The following is a 16,131-nucleotide window of genomic DNA, read 5'->3' as shown; positions in this document are numbered from 1 at the left end:
TCTGATCTTACTACGTGACCCCGCAGTTCTTGTCCGATCGGCTAACGGGATCGCCGCCCGCGCGGGGGACCCTTAGCGGCATGGACGCGATCACCCAGGTTCCGCTGCCGACCAACGAGCCGGTCCACGACTACGCCCCGAAATCTCCCGAACGCGCGCGCCTGCTCACCGAGCTCAGCGCACTCGCCGACAACCCGATCGACCTGCCGCATGTCATCGGCGGCAACCATCGGATGGGCGACGGCGAGCGCATCGACGTCGTCCAGCCGCACCGGCACGCCGCGACGCTGGGCACATTGACCAACGCCGGGCACGCCGACGCGACGGCCGCCATAGAGGCCGCGATGGCCGCCAAGGACGCCTGGGCGGCGATGCCCTTCGACGAGCGGGCCGCGGTGTTCCTGCGGGCCGCCGACCTGCTGGCTGGGCCCTGGCGGGAAAAGATTGCGGCCGCAACGATGCTCGGCCAATCCAAGTCCGTCTACCAGGCCGAGATCGACTCGCCGTGCGAGCAGGTCGACTTCTGGCGGTTCAACGTGGCGTTCGCCCGGCAGATCCTGGCGCAGCAGCCGATCAGCGGACCCGGCGAGTGGAACCGCAGCGAATACCGCCCGCTGGACGGCTTTGTCTACGCGATCACGCCGTTCAACTTCACCTCGATCGCCGGCAACCTGCCGACCGCGCCCGCGCTGATGGGCAACACCGTCGTCTGGAAGCCGTCCATCACCCAGACGCTGTCGGCGTATCTGACCATGCAACTGTTGGAGGCCGCGGGCCTGCCGCCCGGTGTGATCAACCTGGTCACCGGCGACGGGTTCGCGGTTTCCGATGTGGCGCTGGATGATCCGCGGCTGGCCGGCGTCCACTTCACCGGGTCGACGGCCACCTTCCAACACCTGTGGCAGCGGGTGGGCGCGAACATCGGCCGCTACCGCAGCTATCCGCGGCTGGTCGGGGAGACCGGCGGCAAGGACTTCGTCGTCGCGCACTCCTCGGCGCGCCCGGATGTGTTGTGCACGGCGCTGATTCGCGGTGCCTTCGACTACCAGGGGCAGAAATGCTCGGCGGCGTCGCGGGCGTTCGTCGCGCATTCGGTGTGGCAGCGCATGGGCGACGACTTCCTGGGCAAGACGGCCGCCCTGCGCTACGGCGACATCACCGACCTGACCAATTATGGCGGCGCCCTGATCGACCGGCGCGCCTTCATCAAGAACGTCGATGCCATCGAGCGGGCGAAGGGCGCGCCCGGGATGACCATCGCGGTGGGCGGCGAATACGACGACGCCGTCGGCTATTTTGTGCGGCCGACCGTGCTGCTGTCCGACGACCCGACCGACGAGTCGTTCGCGACCGAGTACTTCGGCCCGCTGCTGTCGGTGCACGTCTATCCCGACGACCAGTACGAACGAATCCTCGACGTCGTCGACACCGGTTCGCGGTACGCGTTGACCGGCGCGGTCATCGCCGACGACCGGGCCGCGGTGCTGACCGCGCAGGAGCGGCTGCGGTTCGCCGCCGGGAACTTCTATGTCAACGACAAGCCGACCGGGGCGGTGGTCGGGCGCCAGCCGTTCGGCGGTTCGCGCGGGTCGGGCACCAACGACAAGGCCGGATCGGTGCTGAACCTGTTGCGCTGGACGTCGGCCCGCACCATCAAGGAGACGTTCGTCCCAGCCACCGACCACACCTATCCGCACATGGCGGCCGACTGATGGGCGGGCTGTTCGCGCGCACCGTGCGACCGGCCATCATGGCGGCCCGGCGGCGCGAGGGGTTGCGCCGGGCCGCCGAGCGGTTGCCGGTCACCCGCCGGGTGGTCCGCCGGTTCGTGCCGGGGGAGACGATCGAGTCGGCACTCAATAGCGTTGCTGCGCTGCGTGATTCGGGCCGCTGGGTCAGCGTCGACTACCTCGGCGAGGACGTCACCGACGCCGACGACGCCGACGCGGCGACGCAGACCTACCTGGATTTGATCGAGGCGCTGGGCCGCTCCGGCGACCTGGGCGATGACGGCGGTCGGCCGCTGGAGGTGTCGCTCAAGCTGTCGGCGCTGGGTCAGTCGCTGGAGCGCGACGGCGAGAAGATCGCACGGGAGAACGCCTGGTCCATCTGCTCTGCCGCGCAGCGCGCGGGTATCTGGGTGACGGTGGACGCCGAGGACCACACCACCACCGATTCGACGCTGACGATCGTGCGCGACCTGCGCGCCGACTTCCCTTGGCTGGGCACGGTTTTGCAGGCCTACCTGCGGCGCACGCTGGGCGACTGCGAGGAATTCGCCGCGTCCGGTGCCCGGATCCGGTTGTGCAAGGGCGCCTACGACGAGCCGGCGTCGGTGGCCTACCGGGACGACGCCGACGTCGCCGACTCGTACCTGCGTTGCCTTCGGGTGCTGATGGCGGGGTCGGGCTATCCGATGGTCGCGACGCACGATCCGGCCATCATTTCCGTAGTGCCCGCCATGGCAGCCGAATCCGGGCGCGGTGCGAGCGATTTCGAATACCAGATGCTGTACGGCATCCGCGACGGCGAGCAGCGACGGTTGGCCGACGCGGGCAACCGTGTGCGGGTATACGTGCCGTTCGGCACCCAGTGGTACGGATACTTCATGCGGCGGCTCGCCGAGCGGCCGGCCAACCTGGCGTTCTTCCTGCGGGCGTTGGCTACGCACCGAGTGTGAACTCAGGGCCTTCAGTGTGAACCCAGGCAGAAGAAATCGCCGAAATCCCGCCCTGGCCGTACACGCAACGCCCAGCGTGCACACTCGATGTAGCGCCGGGCGTAGCCTCTCGGGCATGAGCCTGGTTGTCGATGAGATGCCCGACCTCGGCATCACCCGGCTGTCGCGCTGGATCCTCAACTGCTACGTCCTGCGGACCGGCGACGGCGTGGTGGTGGTGGACGCGGGGCTGCCGCGGGTCGCTGAAGACCTGGTGCCGGTGCTGGATCGGCTGGGCGGAACCCTGCACGCCGTGGTGGCGACGCACGGGCACAGCGACCATGTCGCCGGCGCGGCGGCCCTCGCCGCCCGTCATGGCGCGCCAATCTGGTTGCCCGACACCACGCTTACCTATCTCGACGGGGCAAAGCCGCGCACGCCAACCCTGGCGAAGGCCGCGACCATCTGGCCCACCATGATCGACCAGCCGCTCGATCGGATCGGCTTGGCCGGGTTCGTCGGTGGCGCCCGGGTGGCGGGGTACGGCACCCCGTTCGGCATGCGCTGGACGGGCCCGCCGCCGGCCGGTGCGCTCGTCGACGGCCGGCCGCTGCCCGGCGCGCCGGAGTGGACGGTGGTCAACGCGTGCGGTCACACCGACGACAGCGTGGCGCTGTGGAATCCGACCACCCGGGCGCTGCTGTCCGGTGATGCCGTGCTGACCGTTCGCGGCAAGGCCTGGCACACACCGGAAATCGTCGACCCGTCAAGTGCCGCCGCCACCCGCGAGCGCCTCGAGGAGCTACCGGTCGCGCACCTGCTGCCCGGCCACGGCCGACCCGTCCACGATGCCGGAACCGTTTGGCCGCAACAGCGCCGCTGAGCGTTAACCGCGGCGGGGCCACGGGCGATCGCTGGCGAATCCCCGCACCACGTGTGTGCGCACGAACTCCGCCACCACCTCGGGGTCGTCCATGTCCAGCGTCGACGACGGCGTGCTGAAGAGCGAAAAGAGCATGCGGGCGAACCATTCCGCGGCGGCCTCGATGTCGAGGTCCTTGCGGACCTCGCCGGTGAGCCTGGCCGCGGAGAGATAGGGCGCGAAGAAGTCGACGCACTCACGCAGCAACACCGCGGCGTCCTTCGTCAGCAGCAGGCTGGTCGCGTCCTCGTCGAAGTACTTCTCCGATGCGATCGCGCGCCGCGCCTGGGTGACGAACACAGCCGCGCGGCTCAGCTTGTCCTCGAGCGAGCTGCCCTGGTCCATCGCCTTGGACATCTCGCGGTAGAAGCGTTCGGACGCGTGTTCGGCGCACGCCTCGACGATCGCGCCCTTGTCGCTGAAGTACTCGTAGACCGTGCTCCGAGATACGTTGGCGGCCTTGGCGATATCGACGATCGTCGTCTTCTGCAGCCCTTGCCTGCTGAAACACTCATACGCGGAGTTGACGATCAATTCGCGGGTGTCGGTTGCGGTCGGGTGGGTCATCCGGCCGGCGCGAGGATCAGCCCGCTAGTCGGCACCCCGGTTCCCGACGTGACCAGCACGTGTTCGACGTTGTCGACCTGGTTGTGTGAAGTGCCACGCACCTGACGTACCCCCTCCGTGATGCCGTTCATGCCGTGAATGTAGGCCTCCCCGAGCAGCCCGCCGTTGGTGTTGATCGGCAGTTCGCCGCCGAGCGATAGCCGCTCGACGGTGGCGAAGTCCTTGGCCTCGCCGCGGCCACAGAAGCCCAGCTCCTCGAGCTGCGTGAACACGAACGGGGTGAAATGGTCGTAGATGAAGGCGGTTTGGATGTCTTGGGGCTTGAGGCCCGAATCGCGCCACAGCTGGTTCGCGACCACCCCCATCTCCGGGAGCCCGGTGATGTCGTCGCGGTAATAGCTGGTCATCATCTCCCCGTTGGCGGCCGCGCCCTGAGCAGCCGCGGTGATCACCGCCGGCGGCTGGCGCAGGTCGCGGGCGCGTTCGGCGCTCGTCACCACCAGCGCGACCCCGCCGTCGCTCTCCTGGCAGCAATCCAGCAGCCGCAGCACGGGTTCGACGATCCAGCGCGAGTTCTGGTGGTCCTCAAGAGTGATCGGGCGCTGGTAGAACCACGCGTCGGGGTTCTTGGCCGCGTGCGCCCGGTCGACGACGGCGATGCGGCCGAAGTCCTCGTTGGTCACCCCGTAGGTGGACATGTAGCGCTGGGCGTGCATCGCGACCCAGGCCGCGGGGGTGAGCAATCCGAACGGCGCGTAGTGCGCCATGAACAGCGGCGTCGCGCTCATGTCGCGCCCGCTGCCGCCGAAGCGGAAGCCGGAGCGCTCGTTGAAGGCGCGCCAGCACACCACTACGTCGGCGACGCCGGTCGCGACGGCCATCGCCGCGTGCACGACCGTGCCGGCCGCCGCGCCGCCGCCGTGGTGTACGCGGGAGAAGAAGCTCAGGTCGCCGATACCGACGTTGCGGGCGATGTCGATCTCGTCGCTGGAGTCCATGGTGAAGGTGACCATGCCGTCGACGTCGGCGGGTGCCAGGCCGGCGTCGTCGAGCGCGGCGCTGACCGCCTCACAAGCCAATTGCAGCTCGCTGCGTCCGGATTCCTTGGAGAACTCGGTCTGGCCGATGCCGACGATGGCGCAACTCCCGGGCAGCGAGGAGCTCATGCGCCAGTCCCGTCGAGCAGGCTCAGAACGGCGGTGCCCGAGACGTGATCGCCAAGGCTGTTGGAGCCCTTGAACGTCACCTCGACGAAGTTCTCACCGTCCGAACCTTCCGTCTTGGATGTCACGCTGCCGGTGAAGCGCAGCGGATCGTCGGGAAAGCACGGCACGCCAAGACGAATCGACAGGTTCTTCACCATCGCCTCGGGGCCGGCCCAGTCGGTGAGGAAGCGCACGCAATACCCGTTGGTGGTCAGGATGTTCATGAACAAGTTCGGCGAGCCCTGCTCGATGGCGTAGTCGCGGTCGTGATGCACCGGCATGAAGTCGCGCGTCGCGATCGCGCCGGCGACGATCGTCGTTGTGCTGACGGGGATTTCGAGCGTCGTCACCTCGTCGCCGACCTCGATATCGGCCCATTTCAGCGTGGCAATCGTCATCGGTGTCCTTCCGAAGCAGGCCGGAACTGGTGCAGCACAAGGTCGTTATCGAAGTTCTGGTAGTAGACCTCGACGGGCATCCCGACCTTGATCTCGGCCGGGTCGATCCCGCACAGGTTCGAGACGAGCCGCACCCCCTCGTCGAGCTCCACCAGCGCGACGACGTAGGGATAGTCGAAGAACGGGAACCGGGGCTCGTGCGGCATCACGTAGCTGTAGACGGCGCCGCGACCCGACGACTCGATTGCTTCCCAGTCCAGGGAGCGGCAGTTGGGGCACATGGGCCGGGGCGGGTGGCGCAGCGCACCGCACCCGCCGCAGCGCTGGATCAGGAGCTTGTGGTCGCGCAGTCCGTTCCAGAAGAACTCGGTGTCCGGGCTGATCGCCGGCGCCAGGCGGGGCGCCATCAGCGTTCCGGCCTGAAACGCAGCACGCGGAATCGCTGTCGCCCCAGCACCTCACCGTCCTGGTTGGTGTAGGTGATCACCCACGTCAGGAAGTACCCCGTCCCCAGGGCCGTGCGCTTCAGGTCCGAGACGTGCTCGAAAATCGATGTCGAGCTGACGACGTCGCCCAGCCGCGGATACCGCTCGATCTCGAATTCCGAGTTGGTCGCGACGGTGCTGGTGTAACCGGCCTCGTCGAGGAATGCGGTTGGGTTGCCCTCGATTTCGACCGGGGCGCCGCCGCGCTCCTTGATGCCTTCGAGTTTCGGTGACGGCATTATCCAGGTTTGCAGCATGACCGGAGGCGACACGATGCCGCCGAACCGGGACGACGCCGCGAACTCCGGGTCGAGGTAGACCGGGTTCATGTCGTTGAGCGCGTGGGCCCAGTGCCGGATCATCGGCTGGTTGACCGGATCCGGTGCCACCGAGGGCATTCCGGAACCGCCGGTGGCCTGGCCGACGAGCGCCCGCAGCTTGTCGCGAACCTCGCTCTCTGTTTCCGTCACTAACTCGCTCTCCAATCTATGAGCAGTGCAGGGGAAAGGTAGTCCGCACGGCGAGCCTCCCTCGGGCGCAATCCGACACATCCTTCTAATGTGTCAGCCCGTTGTGTCTACCCCGGCCCAACCGCCCCTGTCAATACACCGGAAACCCCGAAAACAGCAGCTAATTCGCCGTATTGGTGATTGACGGGCGGCCCGCGCGAGTGAACACTGACTGTCTAGTTGACCGACGTTCGGGTGAGGAAGTGCATGACCGAGCTACAGACTCCGCGGTCCCTTGTCGACACCTACCTGCTCTACATCGACGGCAGATGGGTCGATCCCGAGGGCGGTCGCTACGACGACATCGACCCGGCCACCGAACAGACCATGGGCACCGCACCCGATGCCAGCGTCGCGCAGGTCAGCGAGGCGATCGCGGCCGCGCGCCGGGCCTTCGACGCCGGCCCATGGGCTCAGATGGGCCCCGGCGACCGGGCCGGCTGCCTCAATCAGCTCGGCGAGGCCCTGCTCAGGCATGCCGACGAGTTCTTCGCGCTGTCCCAACGGGAGTGGGGCTGCGTCGCGAACGAGCGCATGATGCAGATCGACGGCACCGGATACATGTCCATGCACGCCGCCCAGCTCGCCACGAAGCTGATCGACGAGCCGGTCACCGGGATCGGTGCGGGAACGACGTTGCTGCGTCGCGAGCCGCTCGGCGTCGTGTCGATCCTGACGCCGTGGAACTTCCCGCACTGCCTCAACGTCATGAAGGTGAACAACGCCCTGGCGGCGGGCAACACCGTCGTGCTCAAGCCGTCGCCGCTGACGCCGCTGGCCGGGCTGGCGCTCGCCCGCGTCATCGACGAGGAGACTGACATCCCGCCGGGCGTGGTCAACGTCGTGACGCCGTCGGGTCTCGAGGCCGCGAAGCTGCTCACCACGGATCCGCGCATCGACATGATCAGCTTCACGGGCAGCTCGGCGGTCGGCTGCGAGGTCATGCGCGCCGCCGGCGACGCGATGAAGCGCCTGCTGCTGGAATGCGGTGGGAAGTCGGCGAGCATCGTCCTCGACGACACCGAGGTGACCGACGAGATGCTGCGCCAGATGCTGTTCGACAGCTGCTCGCTGCACGCGGGGCAGGCCTGCATCCTGCACAGCCGGCTGCTGCTTCCCGATTCGCTGCACGACGACGTCGTCGACCGGCTGGTCGCGCTTGCCCGCGACGTCAAGGTCGGTGACCCGAAAGACCCTGCGGCGCAAATGGGTCCGCTCATCAGCGCGGCGCAGCGCGACCGCGTGCAGGCGCACGTCGACGGCGCCGTGCGCGAGGGCGCGAAACTCGCGACCGGTGGTGGGCGCCCGGCCGGCCTGGACGTCGGCTTCTACTTCGAACCGACGATCCTCACCGGCGTCGACCCGGATTCGACGATCGCCCAGGAGGAAGTGTTCGGGCCCGTGCTGTCGGTGCTTCGCTACCGTGACGACGACGACGCAGTCGCGATCGCCAACAACTCGCGCTACGGGCTGTCGGGCGCCGTGTGGGGCGCCGACGTCGGCCGCGCCGTAGGAGTGGCCCGCCGCATTCGCACCGGCCAGGTCGCGGTCAACGGCGTCGGCCCCGGCGACGCCCCGTTCGGCGGCTTCAAACTCAGCGGGTTCGGCCGGGAGAGCGGCGGCGTCAGCGGACTGCACCAGTACATGGAGGTGAAGGCCATCGGCGTCCCGGCGTAGCGCGGCTAATTTCGCGGAGGCCGGCACGTCGAGATTCCGGTCCTTCGTCCAGCAGGCCGTGAGCCTTTCGTAATCGGCGCGTCACATGAAAAGCTTCAGGCATGGCCATCGCGATCGCCCGCCCCAAGCTCGAAGGCAATATCGCGGTCGGTGAGGACCGCCAGATCGGGTTCGCCGAGTTCGGCGCCCCGTGGGGTCGCGCGGTCTTCTGGCTGCACGGGACGCCGGGCGCCCGCCGGCAGATCCCGGTCGAAGCCCGCGTCTACGCCGAACAGAACGACATCCGCCTGATCGGCATGGACCGGCCGGGCACCGGTTCGTCGACGCCCCATCGGTACGAGAACATCCGGGCCTTCGGCGAGGACCTGCGCACGATCGCCGACACGCTGGGCATCGACAAGATGGCGGTCATCGGCCTGTCCGGCGGCGGACCGTACGCGCTCGCGTCCGGTGCGGTGCTGCCCGATCGTGTCGTCGCGGTCGGCGTGCTCGGCGGCGTCGCACCGTTCCTCGGTGACGAGGGGATCACCAGCGGCCTGATGAACCTGGGCAAGCGGGCGGCGCCGTTCTTGCGGCTGGGGGGCGATCCGCTGCGGATCGGCGCCAGCCTGGTGATCCGGGCGATCCGCCCGGTCGCCAATCCCGCGCTGTACCTCTACGCCGCGATATCGCCGGAAGGGGACCGGCGCCTGCTTACCCGGCCGGAGTTCGCCGCGATGTTCCTCGACGACCTGCTCAACGGCAGCCGCAAGCAATTGGCGGCCCCGTTCAACGACGTGATCTTGTTCACCCGGGACTGGGGATTCCGGCTCAACGAGGTCAAAGTCCCGGTCCGGTGGTGGCACGGCGACAGCGACCACATCGTCCCGTTCGCCCACGGTGAGCACGTCGTCTCGCTGCTGCCCGACGCGGAGCTGTTCGTGCTACCCGGCGAAAGCCATCTGGCCGGGCTGGGCCGCGGCGAGGAGATCCTGTCCACCCTGATGAAGATCTGGGACGAGAAGGCCGGGTAGCCTGCAGTCGTGCTGCTGGCATCGCTGAACCCCTCGGCCGTTACCACCACCGACATCGCGGACGCGGTCAGCATCGACGGCGTCACGCTGAGTCGCAGCGACCTGGTCGGCGCCGCCACCTCGGTCGCCGAGCGGGTGGCCGGCGCGGAACGGGTCGCGGTCCTGGCCACGCCGTCCGCGGCGACCGTCCTGGCGATCACCGGCTGCCTGATCGCGGGCGTGCCCTTCGTGCCGGTGCCCTCCGACGTCGGTGCAGCCGAGCGCCGGCACATGCTCACCGACTCCGGCGCACGGGCCTGGCTAGGGCCCGAACCCGCCGACGACTCGGCAGCCGAAGGGCTGCCGCACATTCCGGTGCGACTGCACGCCCGCTCCTGGCACCGCTATCCCGAGCCGTCACCCGATGCCACCGCGATGATCATCTACACATCGGGCACCACCGGGCTGCCCAAGGGCGTCGTGCTGAGCCGCCGGGCGATCGCGGCGGACCTCGACGCGCTCGCCGAGGCCTGGCAGTGGACCGCCGACGACGTCCTGGTGCACGGCCTGCCGCTGTTCCACGTGCACGGGCTGGTGCTGGGCCTGCTCGGGTCGCTGCGGATCGGAAACCGCTTCGTGCACACCGGCAGACCCACTCCGGCCGGCTATGCGAAAGCGGCCTCGGAGTCGGGGGGCTCGCTGTTCTTCGCGGTGCCGACCGTGTGGTCGCGCTTGGTCGGCGACGCGTCGGCGGCCGAGGCGCTCCGCCCGGCGCGGCTCCTGGTGTCCGGCAGCGCGCCGCTGCCGGTGCCGGTGTTCGACCGGCTGGCCCAGCTCACCGGGCATCAGCCCATCGAACGCTACGGCGCCTCGGAATCGCTGATCACCATCTCCACCCGGGCCGACGGCGAGCGCCGCGCGGGCTGGGTCGGCCTGCCGGTCGCCGGCGTGCAGACCAGGCTGCTCGACGACAACGACAACCCGGTGCCGCACGACGGGGAAACCGTTGGGCGGCTTCAGGTTCGGGGCCCGATGATGTTCGACGGCTACCTGAACCGGCCCGAGGCCACCGCCGAGGCGTTCGGGGACGACGGCTGGTACCGCACCGGCGACGTCGCGGTCGTCGACGACGCCGGCATGCATCGCATCGTCGGACGCGAGTCGGTCGACCTGATCAAGTCCGGCGGATACCGCGTCGGCGCCGGCGAAATCGAAACCTCGCTGCTCGGGCACCCCGGCGTGCAGGAGGCGGCCGTCGTCGGGCTGCCCGACGAGGACCTGGGCCAGCGCATCGTCGCCTTCGTCGTCGGCTCGTCCGACCTGAACACCGACGAACTGATCAACTACGTCGCCCAAGAGCTTTCGATACACAAGCGCCCGCGCGAGGTGCGCTTGGTGGAGGCGCTGCCCCGCAACGCGATGGGCAAGGTGCTCAAGAAGCAGCTGCTGTCCGAGGGCTGAGCCGCGGGCTGTCTGGCTCGAGCGCGCGCAAATGTACGTCCTTCACGGCGTGTCGCTGTGCAAACACGCGCGCTCGCGGCCATCGGCCCGGGCGAGACACGCAGCATTTTGCCAGGTTTTCCATCGAGCGTGAGAGCGCACCTTCACCTACCGTCGTAGTCGTGACGGAACTGCCGACGGTTGTGGCCGAGCGCGCCCACACGCCTATGCGGCGGGTGGCGGCCGCCTGCCTCGTCGGCTCGGCGATCGAGTACTACGACTTCCTCATCTACGGCACCGCGGCCGCGCTGGTGTTCCCGACGGTGTTCTTCCCGCGCCTCGGTTCGACGCTGGGCGTCGTCGCCTCGCTGGCGACGTTCGCGACGGCGTTCCTGTCCCGGCCGCTGGGCGCCGCCGTGTTCGGGTACTTCGGCGACCGGCTGGGCCGCAAGAAGACGCTGATCGCCACGCTGCTGATCATGGCGGTCTCGACCGTCAGCGTCGGGCTGGTGCCCAGCACGGCCGCCATCGGTGCGGCCGCCCCGTTGATCCTGATCGTGTTGCGACTCATGCAGGGGTTCGCCGTCGGCGGTGAATGGGCGGGGTCGGCGCTGCTGAGCGCCGAGTACGCGCCCCCCGGCAAGCGGGGCCGCTACGGCATGTTCACCCTGCTCGGCGCCGGCACCGCGGCGGTGCTCGCCAGCCTGACCTTCTTGGGCGTCAACTTCAGCATCGGGGAGCACAGCGCCGCGTTCATGCAGTGGGGATGGCGGCTGCCGTTCCTGTTCAGCGCGGGGCTGATCGGGATCGCGCTCTATGTGCGGCTCAACATCGACGAGACCCCGGTGTTCGCCGAGGAGAAGGCGCGCGACCTGGTGCCCAAGGCGCCGCTCGGGGAGCTGTGGCGCCTGCAGCGCCGCGAGATCCTGCTGGCCGGCGGCACCCTGCTGGGCGGCTTCGGGTTCGGCTACCTGGGGCACACCTATCTGCTCATCTACGCCAACTCGCACCTCGGATACACCCGCGGCTTCATCTGGTCGGTGGGCGCGCTGTCCGGGCTGGTCAGCATCGCGACGGTGGCGGCCTCGGCCACCCTGTCCGACCTGGTCGGGCGCCGCCGCCTGATGCTGCTGGGCTGGTCGCTGCTGTTGCCCTGGGCGTTCGTGGTGATGCCGCTGCTGAACACCCGCAATCCGGCGCTGTACGTGGTTGCCGTCGTCGGGATGGCGATCGGTGGAGCGATCGGCTCCGGACCCACCGCCGCCTTCATCCCGGAGTTGTTCGCCACGCGGTACCGCTACAGCGGGTCGGCGCTGGCCCTCAACCTCGCCGGGGTCGTCGGCGGGGCCCTGCCGCCGCTGCTCGCCGGGACGCTCCTGGCGACCTACGGCAGCTGGGCGATCGGCGCCATGCTGGCCGCGCTGACGTCGGTCGGCCTGGTCTGCACCTACCTGCTTCCGGAAACCAACGGCACGACGCTGGGCCTGGAGGACGTGGCGGTCTGACTCAGTTGGCGTGCAGGTCTTCGTTCAGCGCGATGCCCTGACCGTCGCGGGCCACCACCTCAACCGCCCCGGTGACCGAATTGCGCCGGAACAACAGGTTGTTGGCGCCCGAGAGCTCGCGGGCCTTGACCGATTTGCCGTCGGGCGTTGTCACCTTGGTGCCCGCGGTGACGTACAGGCCGGCCTCGACGACGCAGTCGTCGCCCAGCGAGATGCCCAGGCCCGCGTTGGCGCCGAGCAGACACCGCTTGCCAATCGAAATCACTTGCGTGCCACCGCCGGACAGCGTGCCCATGATCGACGCCCCGCCGCCGACGTCCGAGCCGTCGCCCACCACGACCCCCGCGGAGATGCGCCCCTCCACCATCGACGCGCCCAGGGTGCCGGCGTTGTAGTTGACGAAACCCTCGTGCATCACCGTCGTGCCGGGCGCCAGGTGCGCGCCCAGGCGCACCCGGTCGGCGTCGGCGATGCGCACCCCGGTGGGCAGGACGTAGTCGACCATCCGCGGGAACTTGTCGATGCCGTAGACGGTCACCGGCCCGTGCCGGCGCAGCCGTGCCCGGACCGCCTCGAAACCTTCGATCGCGCAGGGACCGCGATTAGTCCACACGACGTTCGTCAACACCCCGAACAAGCCGCCGGCGTTCAGCCCGTGCGGCGCCACCAACCGGTGCGACAGCAGGTGCAGCCGCAGGTAGGCGTCGTAGGCGTCGGCGGCCACGTCGTCCAGCGAACCGATGACGGTGCGTACCGCGACGGTCTCGGTGCCGCGATCGTCGTCGCGGCCGACCAGCGCGACCAGTTCCGGCGGAACGTCGGACAACGCCAGCCGCGACGTGGCAGTGGTGTCAGTGGTGCCCGATTCCGTCAGTTCCGGTGCGGGAAACCACGTGTCGAGCACCGACCCGTCGTGGGCCAGCGTCGCCAGCCCAATACCTACAGCTCCAGTCACGGCGGTCAGGTTACTTGCCGGGCCCAACCACTACCCTTGGGGGCGTGCTGGACCTACGCGGGGACCCGATCGCGCTGACCGCGGCGCTGGTCGACATCCCCAGCGAGTCGCGGGACGAGGCGCGCCTGGCCGACGAGGTGGAGGCCGCGCTGCGGGCCCAGACCGACGGCTTCGAGATCATCCGCAACGGCGACGCCGTGCTGGCGCGCACTTCGCAGGGTCGGCCGTCGCGGGTGCTGCTGGCCGGGCACCTCGACACCGTGCCGATCGCGGAAAATCTGCCGAGTCGGTTGGACGACGGGGAACTGTGGGGTTGCGGCACCGCGGACATGAAATCCGGCGACGCGGTCTTCCTGCACCTGGCCGCCACCGTGGCCGAGCCGGTGCACGACCTGACGCTGGTCTTCTACGACTGCGAGGAAATCGACGCGGCGGCAAACGGTTTGGGTCGCATCGAGCGCGAGCTGCCGGACTGGTTGTCCGCCGACGTCGCGATCCTGGGCGAGCCGACCGGCGGCTTCATCGAGGCGGGTTGCCAGGGCACGCTGCGGGTGGTGATCAGCGCCGCCGGGACGCGCGCGCATTCGGCGCGATCCTGGTTGGGCGACAACGCAATTCACAAGCTGGGCGCCGTTCTGGACCGGTTGGCTTCGTATCGGGCGCGGAGCGTGGACATCGACGGCTGTGAGTATCGCGAGGGATTGTCGGCGGTGCGCATCGAAGGCGGCGTGGCCGGCAACGTGATCCCCGACGCGGCCGCGGTGACCGTCAACTTCCGCTTCGCCCCGGACCGGTCGGTCGAGACGGCGCTGCAGCACGTGCACGAGGTGTTCGACGGGCTGGACGTTCGCATCGAGATGACCGACTCGGCGGCGGGCGCGCTGCCCGGCCTGTCCCAGCCCGCGGCCAAGGCGCTGGTCGAGGCCGCCGGCGGCCGGGTGCGCGCGAAGTACGGCTGGACCGACGTGGCGCGGTTCGCCGCGCTGGGCATCCCGGCGGTCAATTTCGGCCCGGGCGATCCGAACCTGGCGCACACGCGCGACGAGCGGGTGCCCATCGCCAACATCACCGCCGCGGTGGAGATGCTGCGGCGCTACCTGGGCGGCTGACGGACCGGCTCGAGCGTCGCACTAGCGTGACGCTCGGCGCCGACGGCCACGCCAGCGTGACGCTCGGCGGAGGATGCGGGCGTCAGGGTGTCACGACCACGTCGACCCTGCCCGCGCCCGCGTTCGCCACGACGGCCAGCACGGGCGCGTTGGGCGGCGAAACAACTTGTCCGCCCGTGACATTCGCGTGGTAGCCGTTCGGATACTCGACGGGCGGCACCGAGATGAACGTCTGCGCGCCGGGCGCGAAGCTGCCCGCGTGGTCGGCCCGCTCAGTGGTGTAGCAGAGCCGGAAGACGCCCGACTGGAACGACCACTCCCGCGGCGTGCCCGCCACCACCTGCGGGTACGGCGCGGCGAGCACCGCCAGCTTGGCCGCGTTGACGTTGGCGCCGGTCGGCGGCTGGCTCGGGTCAAAGACCAGCGCCTGGTCGGTCGGCGACGAGCTTGTCTTGTCGTTGCCGGTGTACGCCCATTCCAGCCAGCCCATCCGCTGTCGGTCGGTGTGGCGCATCACCTCGGCGATGTTCTTCAGGTCGTTGGTGGCGCCGAACTCGGTCAGCAGCGGCGGGATGTGGTGGAAGAACGCGTAGAGGTTCGCGTTGGTGATCGTCAGGCCGTCCTGGAAGCGGCAGGTGATGTTCTTGTGCAGCACCGATTCGATGGCGCAGTAATCGTGGAAGGAGAAGCCGGTGCTCGGGTCGACCACTCCGCCGAGGTCGGTGTGGACGCCCTCGTCGGACAGCGTGTTCGGCTCGAAGAACACGAGCGTGGTGGGGTCGGCCGCGCGGATGACCGGCACCACCTTCCGGTAGAACACGGTCAGCTTGTGGTCCTGCACCGGGCAGCCCAGAACGAAGTCGAAGCAGCCCTCCCAGATGAAGCCGGGCCACGGCTCGTTCAACACCTCGTAGCCGAACACCCCCGGGTTGCCGTGGAAGAAGCCCGCGACGTGCGCCCACGCCCGCGCGTAATGATCCTGCAGCCCGATTCCGTCGGGCGCGGGGGCATTGCGCCAGAAGGCATTCCAGGCGTACTCCTCGGCGGGGTTGAGGAAGTAGTTGCCGGGAAAGCCGAGTTGCGGGTTGGGCAGGCCCGCCTGCGCCACGGCCCACGCGGGGGCGCCCTCGCCCTGGAACGCCTCGTTGTAGAGGTCCTGATGGAAGTCGAGCAGGCTGACGATGCCATGCGACGCCAGGGTCGCCACGGTCTGGGCGATCGAGTTGAGGTAGTTGTCGTCGTAGACGAGCGGCTGCGGCTCCACGGCGGCCCAGATGACACCGACCCGCATCGCGTTGAAGCCGTTGGCCTGCAGGAAGGCCGCGTCGTCGTCGCCGAACCCGTCGGCCGACGGCGTGTACGGCGGAATCTTGTACACCTGGTTGAGCCCGTGCAGGATCACCACGCGCCCGTCGGCGTCGGTCATCCAGCGGCCGGCGTGGCCCAGCGGCAGCGTCGGCCCGGTGGGCGCCGCCATCGCGCGGGGCGGGGCGACGACCGACGACGCGTCAGTCGTCAGCGCAGCTATCAGCAAACCGGCCGCGAGCAGCCGGGCCGCACGCGAAGGGCGGATACGCATGCAGCCTCCAAGCCCCGAGCGAAGTCACTTTCGGAAACAGTGAGGCGCAATAGTCACCGCGGTAACACGGACGCGTCACGGTTGGCGCACAATGCGGCGCGCCTGCGCGGCGGCGTCGGCCGCCGCGGC

At 69.2% G+C, this 16,131-nt stretch carries 15 protein-coding genes; 8 read left to right on the top strand and 7 right to left on the bottom strand.

All coding sequences use genetic code 11. The annotated features are described in order from the left end of the window. The first annotated feature begins 80 nt into the window (after positions 1 to 80). From pruA to N415_RS08925, 3 genes are all read left to right on the top strand, one after another. On the top strand, positions 81 to 1,712 hold the full coding sequence (gene pruA, locus N415_RS08935; protein ID WP_068179804.1) for an L-glutamate gamma-semialdehyde dehydrogenase: 1,632 nt from the start codon (positions 81 to 83) through the stop codon (positions 1,710 to 1,712). Next, the gene (locus N415_RS08930; RefSeq protein WP_068179799.1) at positions 1,712 to 2,680 is read left to right on the top strand and encodes a proline dehydrogenase family protein; all 969 of its coding nucleotides are present in this window, start codon (positions 1,712 to 1,714) and stop codon (positions 2,678 to 2,680) included. Before pruA ends, N415_RS08930 begins: the two co-directional genes overlap by 1 nt. Before the next feature lie 115 nt (positions 2,681 to 2,795). Beyond that, complete coding sequence (locus tag N415_RS08925) at positions 2,796 to 3,542, top strand: MBL fold metallo-hydrolase (RefSeq protein ID WP_068179793.1); 747 nt, start codon at positions 2,796 to 2,798, stop codon at positions 3,540 to 3,542. Positions 3,543 to 3,545: 3 nt separating this feature from the next. Here N415_RS08925 and N415_RS08920 read toward each other — a convergent pair whose 3' ends face one another. The 5 genes from N415_RS08920 to N415_RS08900 are packed head-to-tail and all read right to left on the bottom strand — an operon-like array spanning position 3,546 to position 6,706. Further along, positions 3,546 to 4,148, bottom strand: coding sequence for a TetR/AcrR family transcriptional regulator (locus tag N415_RS08920; protein WP_068179791.1), 603 nt, complete (start codon positions 4,146 to 4,148; stop codon positions 3,546 to 3,548). Beyond that, positions 4,145 to 5,314 carry a lipid-transfer protein gene (locus tag N415_RS08915; RefSeq protein WP_068179790.1) on the bottom strand — a complete coding sequence of 390 codons (1,170 nt, stop codon included), beginning with the start codon at positions 5,312 to 5,314 and terminating at the stop codon, positions 4,145 to 4,147. Before N415_RS08915 ends, N415_RS08920 begins: the two co-directional genes overlap by 4 nt. Continuing rightward, positions 5,311 to 5,751, bottom strand: a complete 441-nt coding sequence (locus N415_RS08910) for a MaoC family dehydratase (protein ID WP_068179789.1) — start codon at positions 5,749 to 5,751, stop codon at positions 5,311 to 5,313. The genes N415_RS08915 and N415_RS08910 overlap by 4 nt, the downstream gene beginning before the upstream one ends. After that, positions 5,748 to 6,158, bottom strand: coding sequence for a Zn-ribbon domain-containing OB-fold protein (locus tag N415_RS08905; protein ID WP_068179787.1), 411 nt, complete (start codon positions 6,156 to 6,158; stop codon positions 5,748 to 5,750). The genes N415_RS08910 and N415_RS08905 overlap by 4 nt, the downstream gene beginning before the upstream one ends. After that, positions 6,158 to 6,706, bottom strand: coding sequence for a MaoC family dehydratase N-terminal domain-containing protein (locus N415_RS08900; protein ID WP_068179784.1), 549 nt, complete (start codon positions 6,704 to 6,706; stop codon positions 6,158 to 6,160). The genes N415_RS08905 and N415_RS08900 overlap by 1 nt, the downstream gene beginning before the upstream one ends. 246 nt (positions 6,707 to 6,952) lie before the next feature. Between N415_RS08900 and N415_RS08895 the strand changes: the two genes are divergently transcribed. The 4 genes from N415_RS08895 to N415_RS08880 all read left to right on the top strand — a co-directional run bounded on the left by N415_RS08895 (position 6,953) and on the right by N415_RS08880 (position 12,359). Beyond that, a complete protein-coding gene (locus N415_RS08895) occupies positions 6,953 to 8,422 on the top strand; it encodes an aldehyde dehydrogenase family protein (RefSeq protein WP_068179782.1) in 1,470 nt (489 codons plus the stop codon). 101 nt (positions 8,423 to 8,523) lie between these two features. Next, positions 8,524 to 9,435 (top strand): alpha/beta hydrolase, encoded by a 912-nt coding sequence (locus N415_RS08890; RefSeq protein WP_068179770.1) that lies wholly within the window; start codon positions 8,524 to 8,526, stop codon positions 9,433 to 9,435. A gap of 9 nt (positions 9,436 to 9,444) precedes the next feature. After that, the gene (locus tag N415_RS08885) at positions 9,445 to 10,875 is read left to right on the top strand and encodes an acyl-CoA synthetase (RefSeq protein WP_068179767.1); all 1,431 of its coding nucleotides are present in this window, start codon (positions 9,445 to 9,447) and stop codon (positions 10,873 to 10,875) included. Between the two features lie 206 nt (positions 10,876 to 11,081). Beyond that, positions 11,082 to 12,359 carry an MFS transporter gene (locus N415_RS08880; protein WP_068179890.1) on the top strand — a complete coding sequence of 426 codons (1,278 nt, stop codon included), beginning with the start codon at positions 11,082 to 11,084 and terminating at the stop codon, positions 12,357 to 12,359. 1 nt (position 12,360) lies between these two features. Here N415_RS08880 and dapD read toward each other — a convergent pair whose 3' ends face one another. After that, the gene (dapD, locus tag N415_RS08875; protein ID WP_152531299.1) at positions 12,361 to 13,323 is read right to left on the bottom strand and encodes a 2,3,4,5-tetrahydropyridine-2,6-dicarboxylate N-succinyltransferase; all 963 of its coding nucleotides are present in this window, start codon (positions 13,321 to 13,323) and stop codon (positions 12,361 to 12,363) included. A 35-nt stretch (positions 13,324 to 13,358) separates the two neighbouring features. Between dapD and dapE the strand changes: the two genes are divergently transcribed. Further along, positions 13,359 to 14,423 (top strand): succinyl-diaminopimelate desuccinylase, encoded by a 1,065-nt coding sequence (dapE, locus tag N415_RS08870; RefSeq protein ID WP_068179761.1) that lies wholly within the window; start codon positions 13,359 to 13,361, stop codon positions 14,421 to 14,423. Positions 14,424 to 14,505: 82 nt separating this feature from the next. Here the strand turns inward: dapE and N415_RS08865 are convergent, their stop codons facing one another. Then, on the bottom strand, positions 14,506 to 16,002 hold the full coding sequence (locus N415_RS08865) for a cellulase family glycosylhydrolase (protein WP_081665139.1): 1,497 nt from the start codon (positions 16,000 to 16,002) through the stop codon (positions 14,506 to 14,508). Positions 16,003 to 16,131: the final 129 nt, after the last annotated feature.

Source organism: Mycobacterium sp. UM_CSW (genome assembly GCF_000455205.1).
GTDB lineage: Bacteria > Actinomycetota > Actinomycetes > Mycobacteriales > Mycobacteriaceae > Mycobacterium.
This window is presented reverse-complemented; position numbering and strand designations above follow the sequence as displayed.